This window comes from Chitinophaga sp. (genome assembly GCF_035564935.1).
Classification (GTDB): domain Bacteria; phylum Bacteroidota; class Bacteroidia; order Chitinophagales; family Chitinophagaceae; genus Chitinophaga.
The window spans coordinates 1-12,731 of sequence record NZ_DATMTE010000473.1 but is presented as its reverse complement, the minus strand read 5'-3'; the positions used below and the strand labels follow the sequence as shown (position 1 = coordinate 12,731).

The window sequence follows — 12,731 nt, the reverse complement described above, 5'->3', positions numbered from 1 at the left end:
GAAAAGGTGGTACTGTTAATACCACCTTTTCTATATATAGCAGACTTTATTTTATTTACCCAGTTTCGCCATATACTTTTCCGGTGCTTTTTCAAATACACTTTTACAGGTAGCGGAGCAGAAATGCAGTGTATCTGTTTTATACACGGTCCATTCTTTATAGCTGGTGTCGTAGGGCATTTCACAAACGGGGTCGGGGAGTTTGTTGCTTACCGCTGCCACTGGTGTTCCTGCAGCTGCAGGGGCCGTAGTGTTTTCGGCGGGTGGCTGCTTTTGTGCGCAGGCAAACAGGAGCAGGATGCTACAGGCAAAGAATATGTATTTCATATGTAAATTTTTAATGAAGGTATAGATAAAAAAGAATTACGGATCTGAGGGAAGATGGAGAACAGGTCATTCATCTTTCAACAAATCCGTAATTCAATATAAGTTACTACCAGGATTTTTACCAGATCACAACACGCTCTGCTTCCGGCAATACCATTTTACTTCCCGGCGCACAGCCCCATGCAGCCTGGAACTCAGCCAGGTGAGGCAGTGGTCCGTTAATACGGAATCTTGCAGGTGAGTGCGGGTCTGTCTGGATCTGGTTGCGTAAGGCAGCATCTGTGATGTTGCCATGCCATACCTGTCCCCAGCCCAGGAAGAAGCGTTGCTGCCAGGTAAAGCCATCGATAGGTTTGGGTTCGCCTTTACCTTCAAATGATTTTACCAGGGCATGATAAGCCAGCGTTAAACCACCCAGGTCGGCTACGTTTTCGCCAATGGTTAATGCACCATTGATCTTGAAGCCTGGCAATGCTTCGAGGCCGCTGAAGTAATCGATATAACGTTTGGTCAGCTTGTCGAAGTTTTTACGGTCGGTTTCTGTCCACCAGTTTTTCAGGTTTCCTTCTGCATCGAACTGAGAACCCTGATCGTCGAAGCCGTGTGTAAATTCGTGGCCTATAACCGCAATAATGCCGCCATAGTTAATGGCATCGTCGGCGTTAGGGTTGTAGAAAGGTGGTTGCAGGATACCGGCAGGGAATACTACTTCGTTATTTAACGGGTTATAGTATGCGTTCACTGTTTGAGGTGTCATGCCCCATTCGCTTTTATCTACCGGTTTACCTATCTTATCCACATTTTCTTTGTGGAAGTATAAGCTGGAGGCTATAACATTTTCCAGCAGTTTCCCTTTTTCTATATTGATGGAAGAATAGTCTTTCCATTTATCGGGATAGCCAATTTTGTAAGTAAAGGAAGCGAGTTTTTTATGTGCCATTTGCTTGGTGGAATCGCTCATCCAGGTGAGTTTATCGATTCTTTCTCCATATACTTTGCGCACATTTTCGATCATTTCCGAAACTTTCTGTTTGCTGCTTTCCGGGAAATATTTTTTGGCAAACAATTTTCCCAGCGGCATACCCATTTTCCCGTCTGTAGAGCGGATAGCACGTTCAGGACGTGTTTTCTGGGATTTTTTACCTGTCATTACCGTGCCGAAGAAGTGGAAGTCTTCATTATCGAAACTGGCAGGCAGGTAGCCGGCGAACTGGCTGAGCAGTTGCCATTTGGAGTATGTTTTCAGTGTTTCCAGCGGGGTGGCTTTCAGCAACCCGTTGGCTTTGGTGAGATAGGCTTTGTTTTGGAGTACGAGGGTATCGGTTTTGATATCCTGTTTAGCGGCGAAGTCGTCCCAGTTGAAATCGGGGGCCAGTGTTTTCAGCTCGGAAAAAGCAGCCCTGTTATAGGTTTTAACCGGGTCGCGCAGTTCTACGTTGCTGAGCTGGATAGCGGCGAGTTTGGTTTCAAAGCCAAGAATGGTTTCACCGGCGTTGGTTTCAGGGAAGCCAGCCAGTTTAAACATCCTGTCAACATGACTAACAAATTCGCTGCGCACATTTTTAGTGGCGGAATCCTGTCTTTCGTAATAACTTTTTTCACCAAGACTCAAACCGCCCTGTCCCTGGTAAAGCACGTTCATTTTACTGTTTTTGGCATCAGCATCTGCGCCAAAGCCGGTAAAGGTGGATACGCCTATCTTCTGGAGTTCACCGGTTACGCTGGCCCAGTCGGCCAATGTTTTAATGCCTGCAATCTTATCCAGGTAGGGTTGCAGCGGCGTGATACCACGTTGCTCAATGGTAGCGGTATCCAGGAATGAGGTGTAGTAATCTGCGATCTGTTGCTCTTCTGTGCCTTTTTTCAGGTCTGTTTTGCTGGTAATTTCGGCAATAATTCCTTTGAGACGTACTTCCTTGTTTTCTTTATCGAGTACGTTAAATGCTCCCCAGCGGCTCTCTGTAGAAGGAATAGGGTTGTTTTTTTTCCAGTTTCCGTTCACATAATTGTCAAAATCATCACAGGCTTTGTAGGATGAGTCGATATCAGCCAGGTTAAAAGCGGGCACCTTCGTGGTGTCGGCCGTTTCCGCCTGCTGCGAGGGACCGTTGGAATTGCAGGCTGTAAATGTAACCATGGCAGCCAGCAACGGTAGTTTTACCGCATTGGATTTGTTCATATTTAAAACAGGTTTAGTAGCCTAAGTTATGGAAAACGGGTCAGGTTGCATGAAAGGATTTTTATGAACGGCAATCCCGGCCATGATGACAGTTACCGATCAAATCCCGGAATCTCTGAATAATTAGGTAGGTTTGTGCTACGTAAATTAACATATAGATGGATTTCAGGTTTAAATTGTACAGGATTACTACAGCCATAGTATTGATGATATCCGGCATTTTCACGTTCATGCTCTTATCCAGCGTACTTTTCCTGGGAACGAACCTCGGAAGTATCATTTCCCTGCTTTCGATGGGCGCCTGTTTTATCCATAGCGTTTTATCGTTATATCTTCAGCGGAGCCTGCTGTTACCGGAAATCCCGCTGAAAGAAAGTACACCGGGTGGCATGAGATTTATGGGTACAATAGGTCTGGTATTCTCTATCCTGATCACTTTATCGGGGCTTACTATTTTGCTGGTTTCCCCCGAACAGATGAAAACAGAGATCAGTAATCTGCCTGCAGATCAACAGGCGGCAGTTAAACAAACTATGGTAAAACCCATAGGTGTTTTCCTGCTGGTGATGGGAAGTTTATTTTTGCTGAATATTGTGCTGTCTTTCCGATACCTCCGCCAGTGGCTTCAGTTGCACAGCGGCAGGCATAGGGAAGATGAAGAATAAAAAAAGAGATTATGGAAAAGCGGGAGATATCTAACAGGGATGATATTGTATTATTGGTAGACAGCTTTTATGATAAAGTAAAAGCAGATGACCTGATCGGCTTTATTTTTAACGATGTAGCCAAGGTCAACTGGCAGCGTCACCTGCCTATTATGTATGATTTCTGGGAAGGGCTGCTTCTGGATGGAGGCAACTACAAAGGCAACGTAATGGATCCTCATTTTAAGCTGAACAAGCTGATCCCACTGGAGCCTGCCTTCTTTGACCGCTGGCTGCAATTGTTTGAAGCCACCATTGCAGAACATTTCACAGGAGAAAAGGCCACACTGGCGGTAACCCGGGCCAGGTCCATCAAGGGGATCATGTTGTTTAAAATGGACCAGGTGAATCGTCCCGGTACAGATAAACAAATTCCGCTCGTTAACCCGGGCAATAAACAATAAACCAATAAGTGCAGTATGCAACCATTAGCGGAGCGGTTAAGACCGGTAACGTTGGATGAACTGGTGGGGCAGGAACATCTTACCGGCAAAGACAGTATTTTAAGAAAAGCAATAGAGCAGGGAATGGTGCCGTCCATGATCCTGTGGGGGCCTCCGGGAGTTGGAAAAACTACCATTGCCAATATCATTGCGCATACTTTACAGGTACCTTTTTATACGCTGAGCGCTATATCGGCCGGTGTAAAGGAAGTGAGGGAGGTAATAGAGATGGCCCGGCGGCAACAGCACGCGGTGTTATTCATTGATGAAATCCACCGGTTTAATAAATCGCAGCAGGATGCATTATTAGGTGCTGTAGAAAAAGGGATCATCACCCTGATAGGCGCTACCACAGAGAACCCTTCTTTTGAAGTAAATGCAGCGGTATTGTCCCGCAGCCAGGTATATGTATTGAAACCGCTTGGCAACGACCAGCTGATGCAGCTGCTGCAGCAGGCAATGGAACGGGATGAGTGGTTGCGCAGCAAACATGTGGAGATAAAAGAAACCGGTGCCCTGTTTAATATTTCCGGCGGAGATGCCCGTAAACTGCTCAATCTTTTTGAACTGGTGGTAACCACTTTACGGGAAGATCCCCTGGTGATCACTGATCAGAAAGTAATGGATATTGCCCAGCAACGGGTAGCCATATATGATAAAAAGGGGGAACAGCATTACGATATCATTTCTGCTTTTATTAAGTCCATCCGGGGAAGTGATCCGAATGCAGCGTTGTATTACCTCGCCAGGATGATTGATGGCGGGGAAGATGTGAAATTCATTGCACGCCGTTTGGTGATCCTGGCATCGGAAGATATCGGCAATGCTAATCCGAATGCGCTGTTACTGGCTACCAGCTGTTTCCAGGCGGTAAACCTTATCGGCTTCCCGGAATCAAAGATCATCCTGTCGCAATGCGTTACATATCTGGCTGCTTCCGCTAAAAGCAATGCGGCGGTAGCAGCTATCAGCGCAGCCCAGGCGGTGGTGGCTAAAACCGGCGACCTGCCGGTGCCGCTGCATATCAGGAACGCCCCTACTAAATTGATGAAAGAAATGAACTACGGTAAGGGTTATGCTTATGCGCATGATTATGAAAATAATTTTGTGTTACAGGAATTTCTGCCGGATGCGATTAAGGGCACAAAGTTCTATGAACCGGGAAATAACCCGCGTGAAAATGAGCTGAGAAATTACCTGAAGAATTTGTGGAAAGAGAAGTATAATTATTAAAGACAAAGGCCGATGCAGCATACTGCACCGGCCTTTGTTTTTAATAACACCGGTTTATTTGAAATGCAGTACGTTTCCTTTGAAATAATAGCTAACCTCGGCTGTTGAAGTGAGATTTTCAAGAAAGTCCTGCAGTTCCTTTTGTTTGTTAATAACGCCTGTAAAACATTTCTTCCCTACGTCCTGGTTGTCCATTACAATTTCAACATCATACCAGCGTTGCAGTGTCAGTGCTATTTCCCCGACCGGCGTATTTGAAAAGATGTACTGGCCTTTCATCCAGGAAAGCACCTGCCGGTGATCGAACGGAGCTACCTGTATAGGTGAGCCGGCAGATAAACTGGCCTGGTATCCGGGCTTCAAACCCACTGTTTGTGCGGATGTGCGCATGTTTACATTTCCTTCCACCAGGGCCACTTTTACTATAGCGGGATCGTAGGAGTTGATGTTGAACGAGGTGCCCAATACTTCTATGGCTGCTCCGCCGGGCAAATGCACAATGAATGGGCGTGAAGCATCTTTGGCTACCTGCAGGTATGCCTCTCCCCTGACCTCTATTTCACGGATATTGCCGCTGAAGTTTACGGGGAAATGTGCGGTGGTGGCTGCATTCAGCCAAAGGATGGAACTGTCTGATAATTTTACCTGGTAATCCATCCCGGAGGGAACGCTGATAGTGCTCCACTGGTTGCTGGCGCCCCCCTGTAATGTTAATGTTTTACCATTATTTTGAAGACGGGCGTCTCCGGCTACAATGGCTTCATTGCCACCGGCGCTGAGATCAATTTCCTTACCGTTGTCTATCTTTAGTAAAATGGCTTTAGGAGGTGCGGTAGCCACCATTTTTCCCGCCGGGGAAGCCTGGGGTAACCGGAGATATGCTACAGCAGCTATTACTGCGGCGGCAATGCCGGCTGCAATTCCTGTATACCTGATCACTCTTTTCCGTGCCGCTTTTTTCAGCGCCCGGTTGAGGTTTTCCCATTCTTCGCCGGTATCCAGTTTTTCCATCAATTCCTTTCCTTTACCAACGGAGAAGAGTTGCTGCATTTCCTCCCACATCAACTGTACATCTTCCTGTTCCGTAATCAGGCGCTGCAACAGCAGCTCGTCTTCCGGATCAATATGATTGTCCAGTTTATCTATCATCAGGCTTTTTATTTCTTCAGCAGTATGGTTCATATATTTGAGCTCAAAGCATTTTCTTTCTTAAAAATTGCAAGGCGCGCGATAATACTGTTTTAACAGTATTAATGCTTACGCCTAATTCTGCGGCTACATCTGTACGACTCTTCTTTTCTATATAATAAAGCTGGAAGATCCTGGCAGTTTTTGGCGGTAGTTCCCCGATAGCCTCCAATAGGTGATCGGCCCGTTGCTGGTACTGCACGGCCGGGTCTTCATCTCCCTGTACTCTTATTACAGCCGTATCTGCCTGCAAGGCATACCGGTATCCTAATTCCTTCTGCTCCCGCGACTTCTCTGATTTTTTTAAATTAAGACACCGGTTACGGACGCTTTGGGTCAGGTATGCTTTTATAGATACGATATCGTTCAGGGTTTGTTTATGCCACAGGTCTATAAATATTTCCTGTACCACATCCTTGGCCTGCTGTTCATCTCTCAGCAGGTAAAATGCCGCCATTACCATTCTTCTGTAATGAATAGAAAATATTTCACCAAATGCGTTCTGATTTTGTTCTGGCATTTTGTAGCAGCAATCTAACGTGAAACAGGTTGGAATTTGTTTTACAAACCTAAACAAAAAAAATATTCAAAACAGTACAAAAATTTTGTCACCCGTTACGGCGAAAAGTTGTCTATAGTGCAAATTTCACGTACTTGAAAAATTGATAACGTATGCCACACTATGTACGAGGTGCTCTTATTTTTCTATTGTCATGTTTTTCTATTATCCCGGCCAGTGGCCAATTACCGGCAGATAAGATTTCATTGAATGTCAGGAATGTATCATTAAAGGAAATTTTTAATCAGATCACCGCGAAAACGGGGTACGACCTTTTTTACAGCAACCAGCAGGTCAACGATCAGCAAAAGGTATCGCTGAACCTGAAGGACGCCGCCCTTCAGGACGTGCTCAGAGCAGTACTGGGCAATAGTTTTACCTGGCAGTACAGGGATAAGGTCATTTACATTAAGAAAAAAAACATTCCCGCCGGTGACTCAACACGCATTGCTACGATACCGGCGGATACCATGACGCATATTTCCGGGAAGATAACGGATCAGAAAGGAGAGTTACTGCCCGGCGCTTCCGTTAAACTGAAAGGCACCGACAAAGGCGGGGTGACCAATGAAAAGGGAGAATTTAATATCCCGGATGTTACACACGGAACAGGCGTGCTGGTGGTATCCTATATTGGATTTCAAAGCCGGGAAGTGGCCGTGAAGAACCGGTCACAGATCAATGTAAGCCTGATGGGCGAAGGGTCTACCCTGAACGATGTACTGGTAATAGGATATGGTACGGTGAAAAAGAAAGATGTGACTGCGTCAGTATCTTCTATATCAAAGGAAGCGATGTCGGAGCGGACCTTGTTTTCCCTGGCAGATGCGATGAAAGGTAAAGCGGCAGGAGTACAGATCACACAAAACGATGGTACACCGGGATCTGAAAGCACTATCCGCATCCGTGGTGCAAGCTCTATCAGCGGCGGAAGCACGCCGCTGTATGTAATAGATGGCGTAATGCAGGAAAATGCCAATGATATCAACCCGGGTGATATTGAGTCTATTGAGATCCTGAAAGATGCCTCTGGTACAGCTATTTACGGCGCCAGGGGGGCCAACGGCGTAATTATGATCACTACCAGAACCGGGAGGGCAGGGAAAACCGTAGTGGAACTGTATACCAATACAGGGTTCCAGACGCCCGGCCACCTGGTAGGTGTAATGGACGCTTCGGAGTATGCACATGCACGTTACCTGGCTACCGCCTATACCTATACACCGGCAGATGCTGCAGATCCCGATAAACCGGCTACAGAGCTGGTAGGCTATACTTATTTCCGGGATGCCCCCTTAGGCAGCCCCGCCGGATTCTGGGGAGTGGCTACTGATCAAACGTATCACGACTGGTACAACTACAACAACCCCGATTCAGTTAATACGGATTGGCAAAAGGCCATGTTCCAGAACAGCGCTGTGCAGGAATACCGTATCAGCGCTTCAGGGGGCTCAAAAGACACGAAGTTTTCTTTTATGGGAGGTTACCTTAACCAGGGAGGTTTAATCGTTTTTAGCGGCTATGAGCGCTTTAACGGACGGTTTAATTTCCAGCAGAAGTTATCGCCGGCGGTAACCCTCACCAGTAACATTTCCGGCAGCCGTACCACCATCAATGGCTTCATTTCCGGCTCACAGAATGGCGGGATCACCTCAAACGCAGTGATCACCAGCATGTTCAGCCAGCAGCCTGTAAAGCCATTGTCTTTTTCAGACATTGAAGATAACGAAGGCGTGGAAGGCTACATCAGCACAAACCCCTATTCACTGGCGAAGAATGTTACCAATAAAAGATCCAATTCCGAATGGGTAACCCGTTTGGCGCTCGACTGGAATATCAATAAACACTTCACCTTCCGGACAACAGGTAATTATTCGGCCATAAATACCAATACAGACGCCTATTATCCGAAAAACACCTCCTCCGGTGCAAAGTTCGACGGACGCGCTGTGCTGGCAAGAGGCGCCACCGATAAACTGATGAATGAAAACCTCCTTTACTATAAAGGCAACATAGGCAGGGATCACAGCATTAATGTGATGGGCGGCGCTATCATTGAACAGAATAAAACGAGTCTTGTTACCGCGGAAAACCAACATTACGATATAGAGTTATTAGGCCCCTACGGCCTGGGAAACGGTACCGTACCTGTAATACCTACCTACAGGATCACCAAATGGACAATGGCCTCCTTTTTGGGCCGTGCGGAATATAATTACCGGCAGAAATATATGGCTACGCTTACCATGCGGGCCGACGGATCTTCCCGTTTCAGTAAAGAAAATAAGTGGGGGTACTTCCCCTCCGCCGCGGTAGCCTGGAGAGCCAGCGAGGAAAAATTCCTGAAACAGGTACATGCCATCAGTAACTTAAAGTTCCGCGCCAGCCTGGGGCAAAGCGGTAATACTGCCATCCCGTCTTACCTTACCTTATCTACAATCACTACTTACTTTTCCCCGATGGATGGCTATGTACCCGACTTCGGAGTAGTGGTAGAAAGACCGGAGAATCCTTCCCTGAAATGGGAAACCACCACACAGGTAGACGCAGGTATGGACCTCGGACTATGGAATGATAAAGTAAATATTACGGCAGACTGGTACCTGAAGCGCACAAAGGATTTGCTGATAGAACAAATAACTCCCGGGTACAGCGGCTACAGGAGTGCATGGAATAATCTCGGATCCATCCAGAACAGCGGGCTGGAGTTTAATATCAGTACCCCGTTGATCACCCGTGCACAATTCGGCTGGAACCTGGATGCCAATATCGGTTTTAACCGTTCAAAAGCGCTGGAAATAGGACCTGATCTTGGTCTCGACCCTTCAGTGGTATCTGGAATAGGCACTACCGCCATTATCCGGAACGGACAGCCTATCGGCCAATGGTTCGGATACCAAACAGACGGCATTTTTCAATCACAGGCTGAAATAAATGCATCAGGGCTCACAGTGATCAATGGCCAGGCCATCAGTAAAATACGACCGGGAACCAGGAAGTTTATTGATCAGAACGGCGATGGCATCATCAACGCATCTGATCGTGTGGTGCTCGGACAGGGGCAACCATCCTTTACCGGCGGCCTTACCAACTCCTTTCGCTATAAGGCGTTTAATCTGAATGTGGTGGTGCAGTACAGCTATGGCAACAAGTTGTATAATGCCAACAGGGTAGCGCTGGAAGCCGGAAGGAGTACCAATAATATGTCGGAAGGATCAGTGAATGCGTGGCGCCCTTCACTGTATGATATGACTTCAGGTGCGCTGGTGGAAAAGGGAAATCCTAATAACAGCTACCGGATGCCCGGCAGCCCGGAAGAACTGCTGATGCTGTCGGACTGGATTGAAGACGGCAGCTTTATCCGCCTCAGCGATGTAACGTTGTCCTACCACTTCAAAACCCGCCAGATCGCCAATGTAACGCTTTTTGTAAGCGGGAAGAATCTCTGGATCAGTACAAAGTACTCCGGTTATGATCCGGAGGTAAATACCCGCCAGGGCGGTTTCGGCGACCTGATGCCATCGTTGGATTATGCTTCTTATCCACGGTCCAGGGTATACTCATTTGGTTTAAAAGCTCAATTCTAAATGGTTATGAGATCAGCTATTATACTTGCATGTGCAATTGTATTCTTTTCTTCCTGCAAAAAATTCCTGGAAGAAAGCCCGCAAACCCAATATACAACGGATAATTTTTTTGTAGACAAAACCACGTTGGATGCGGGAATTGTGGGGATGTATTCTTCCGCCAAAGATCTGTTTGGCGTGTATACCAATACACCGCTGTTCATGACGGAAATAGGTACGGATGAAGCTATGTTTAAGGGTACTTCAGGCGTGCGTTTCAATTTCGACCGTTACACATTCTCTGTAAGTGAAGGATCGATCTATGAGTATTGGATCAGGCATTATGAAATTGCAGCAAGGGCTAATATTGTTATAGATGCCGCCACTAAGATCACCACTATTTCAGATGCCGACCGTAAAGTGATTACAGGAGAAGCCCGCTTTATACGCGCCTTTGTGTACTTCCGGCTGGTACAGGCTTTTGGCGATATCCCCATTATAGATAAACCCATCTCCGGTAAATTTGATTACGGGCTTCCGCGGCGGCCATTAAAAGAGGTATACGATTTCATTCTCAGCGATCTCACTTTTGCAGCGCAGGAAGGGGTGCTTACAACACAAAAAACAAACGACGGCCATGCCAACCAGTGGGCAGCCAAAACCTTGCTGGGAAAGGTGTACCTGACAATGGCCTCTGCAAAGGAAACAGCCCTTACCAAGCAAACCGGTAAGGTAGACGGGTATAAAGATATTGCGATGGACGTGAAAGCCCTGTATACAAAGGCATGGGAAACACTGAAAGATGTAAAAGATAACAGTGGAGCAGACCTGCTGCCGGTTTACGGAGATGTGTTCAAAATTGAGAATAAGAATGTAAATAAGGAATCATTGTTTGAATTGCAGTTCAGCTCAGTAGTTCCTTACGGTACACAATGGACCAAAGAATATGGCATGGCTTACACCGGCGGACAGGTAAACGGAAACCCGGTGTATTACACCAACTCCATGGCTGGCGTAAACAACCTCGTGTATGTACCGAAGTTTTATACCTATTACAAGAAAGGACCCAAGGAGGTGGACTACGATAAAAGAAGGGTATGGAATCTTTCCGATTCCATGATCAATGTGGCTAATAACGCACCTTCCAAATTAACGTATATCTGGACTTCGCCCTATACGCCGGATGCTTATAACCAAAGTATCCTGGGCCGTTGCGGTGTAACCAAATACCGTTGGGGCGCCAACTGGCAAACCACTTCCCAGTACCTGTATTCCAATTGTCCTAATAATGTGATAGTACTGCGTTTTGCAGATGTGTTGCTGATGTTTGCAGAAGCAGATTATAAAATGAACGGAATCATTTCTGCAGAAGGATTGGCTGCCATTAATAAAGTGCGGCAACGTGCACGCGGACTGAATGCCGGCGGCGTTCCCGTTACTGCTGCGGAAACACCTGGCTTTAATGATTATACCGCAGCGGATATCACTACAGATGAAATATTGATGGAGCGCGCCCGCGAGTTGTGCTTTGAATTTCAGCGCTGGTTCGACCTGGCGCGCACAGGTAAGTTTGAAGTATTCCTTAAGAAGAACCGGGATCCGGGAAACACAAAAATTGTAAATACGGCTACCAGTTTTGACCCGGCAAAACATTACCTGTTCCCTATTCCGCAATCGGAAATAGATCTGTCTACCAACAAAGAAAATTTTAAACAAAACCCGAATTATTAAGATGAAAGTAAGAAGCGTATTAATCAAGTGGGTCATTGGAATGATCTTCCCGTGTTTCGTAATGGCCGGCAATACGGGGCCACAGGCATACGATGTGGTAGTTTACGGTGGTACGGCATCGGGCGTAATGGCAGCGGTAACCGCAGCCCGCGAAGGACTTAAAGTAGCGATACTTGAACCTAAAAAGCATCTCGGCGGTATGGTGTCGGGAGGTCTTTCTGCTACTGATCTGGGGCGTAAAGATGTGATCGGCGGATATGCAAAGGAATTGTATCAGCGTTGCGGTAAATACTATGGCCTGAAGGATACCGTTGCCTGGTTTCCTGAGCCGCATGTAGCAGAAAAAATATTAAATGATATGATGAAGGAAGCCAACGTCACCATATTCGTTAATCACCGCTTGAAAGAAAGGAATGGTGTGAAAAAGAAAGCAGGTAAGATAACGGAGATCATCATGGAAAACGGCGCCATCTTTTCTGCCAAAGTATTTATTGATGCCAGCTACGAAGGCGACCTGATGGCGTTTTCCGGCGTATCCTATATTGTTGGCAGGGAGGCGCAGAGCGAATATGATGAGTATTCTGCCGGGATCCGGGAAGGATCCGGCGCCAGGAGTGCTTTTGAAAACGGTAAGCTGTTGCCGGGCATCCAGGCAACACCTCCTGGTCCCATAGGAGCCGGTGATAAAAAAACGCAGGCTTATAATTTCAGGCTTTCCCTTACCAACAATAAAGCGAACCTGGTGCCTTATCCCAAACCGGCAAACTATGATCCGGCCAGGTATATTGAACTTTATTATTC

General features: G+C 46.6%; 10 protein-coding genes. 6 read left to right on the top strand and 4 right to left on the bottom strand.

The features are described 5' to 3' along the window. Nucleotides 1-51 precede the first annotated feature (51 nt). Nucleotides 52-327, bottom strand: a complete 276-nt coding sequence (locus VN105_RS12210; protein WP_325641220.1) for a YHS domain-containing protein — start codon at nucleotides 325-327, stop codon at nucleotides 52-54. Between the two features lie 118 nt (nucleotides 328-445). Further along, nucleotides 446-2,506, bottom strand: coding sequence for a M13 family metallopeptidase (locus tag VN105_RS12205; RefSeq protein WP_325641218.1), 2,061 nt, complete (start codon nucleotides 2,504-2,506; stop codon nucleotides 446-448). A 230-nt stretch (nucleotides 2,507-2,736) separates the two neighbouring features. Here VN105_RS12205 and VN105_RS12200 point away from each other — a divergent pair, with 230 nt between their 5' ends. Genes VN105_RS12200 through VN105_RS12190 form a run of 3 tightly spaced genes read left to right on the top strand, consistent with a single transcriptional unit; the run spans nucleotide 2,737 to nucleotide 4,886 of the window. Then, nucleotides 2,737-3,171 (top strand): hypothetical protein, encoded by a 435-nt coding sequence (locus VN105_RS12200; protein WP_325641216.1) that lies wholly within the window; start codon nucleotides 2,737-2,739, stop codon nucleotides 3,169-3,171. 11 nt (nucleotides 3,172-3,182) lie between these two features. Further along, nucleotides 3,183-3,614: a group III truncated hemoglobin gene (locus VN105_RS12195; protein ID WP_325641214.1), complete on the top strand. Its 432-nt coding sequence runs from the start codon at nucleotides 3,183-3,185 to the stop codon at nucleotides 3,612-3,614. Nucleotides 3,615-3,629: 15 nt separating this feature from the next. Next, on the top strand, nucleotides 3,630-4,886 hold the full coding sequence (locus VN105_RS12190) for a replication-associated recombination protein A (RefSeq protein WP_325641212.1): 1,257 nt from the start codon (nucleotides 3,630-3,632) through the stop codon (nucleotides 4,884-4,886). Between the two features lie 54 nt (nucleotides 4,887-4,940). Here VN105_RS12190 and VN105_RS12185 read toward each other — a convergent pair whose 3' ends face one another. Next, entirely contained in the window at nucleotides 4,941-6,068 is a 1,128-nt protein-coding gene (locus VN105_RS12185; protein WP_325641210.1) for a FecR family protein, read from the bottom strand. Nucleotides 6,069-6,078: 10 nt separating this feature from the next. Further along, entirely contained in the window at nucleotides 6,079-6,594 is a 516-nt protein-coding gene (locus VN105_RS12180) for an RNA polymerase sigma factor (protein ID WP_325641208.1), read from the bottom strand. 245 nt (nucleotides 6,595-6,839) lie between these two features. On the opposite strand from VN105_RS12180, the gene VN105_RS12175 reads away from it, so the two are divergent. From VN105_RS12175 to VN105_RS12165, 3 genes are all read left to right on the top strand, one after another. Continuing rightward, entirely contained in the window at nucleotides 6,840-10,220 is a 3,381-nt protein-coding gene (locus VN105_RS12175; protein ID WP_325641206.1) for a TonB-dependent receptor, read from the top strand. Nucleotides 10,221-10,226: 6 nt separating this feature from the next. Then, the gene (locus VN105_RS12170) at nucleotides 10,227-11,930 is read left to right on the top strand and encodes a RagB/SusD family nutrient uptake outer membrane protein (RefSeq protein WP_325641204.1); all 1,704 of its coding nucleotides are present in this window, start codon (nucleotides 10,227-10,229) and stop codon (nucleotides 11,928-11,930) included. A gap of 1 nt (nucleotide 11,931) precedes the next feature. Next, the coding region (locus VN105_RS12165) for an FAD-dependent oxidoreductase (protein ID WP_325641202.1) at nucleotides 11,932-12,731 on the top strand (800 nt) is incomplete at its 3' end.

Excerpts from the sequence above, each read along its gene's own strand:
- VN105_RS12205 (WP_325641218.1), bottom strand. The coding sequence starts at position 2,506 with ATGAACAAATCCAATGCGGTAAAACTACCGTTGCTGGCTGCCATGGTT.
- VN105_RS12195 (WP_325641214.1), top strand. The coding sequence starts at position 3,183 with ATGGAAAAGCGGGAGATATCTAACAGGGATGATATTGTATTATTGGTA.
- VN105_RS12170 (WP_325641204.1), top strand. The coding sequence starts at position 10,227 with ATGAGATCAGCTATTATACTTGCATGTGCAATTGTATTCTTTTCTTCC.
- VN105_RS12185 (WP_325641210.1), bottom strand. The coding sequence starts at position 6,068 with ATGAACCATACTGCTGAAGAAATAAAAAGCCTGATGATAGATAAACTG.
- VN105_RS12200 (WP_325641216.1), top strand. The coding sequence starts at position 2,737 with ATGCTCTTATCCAGCGTACTTTTCCTGGGAACGAACCTCGGAAGTATC.
- VN105_RS12190 (WP_325641212.1), top strand. The coding sequence starts at position 3,630 with ATGCAACCATTAGCGGAGCGGTTAAGACCGGTAACGTTGGATGAACTG.
- VN105_RS12180 (WP_325641208.1), bottom strand. The coding sequence starts at position 6,594 with ATGCCAGAACAAAATCAGAACGCATTTGGTGAAATATTTTCTATTCAT.
- VN105_RS12210 (WP_325641220.1), bottom strand. The coding sequence starts at position 327 with ATGAAATACATATTCTTTGCCTGTAGCATCCTGCTCCTGTTTGCCTGC.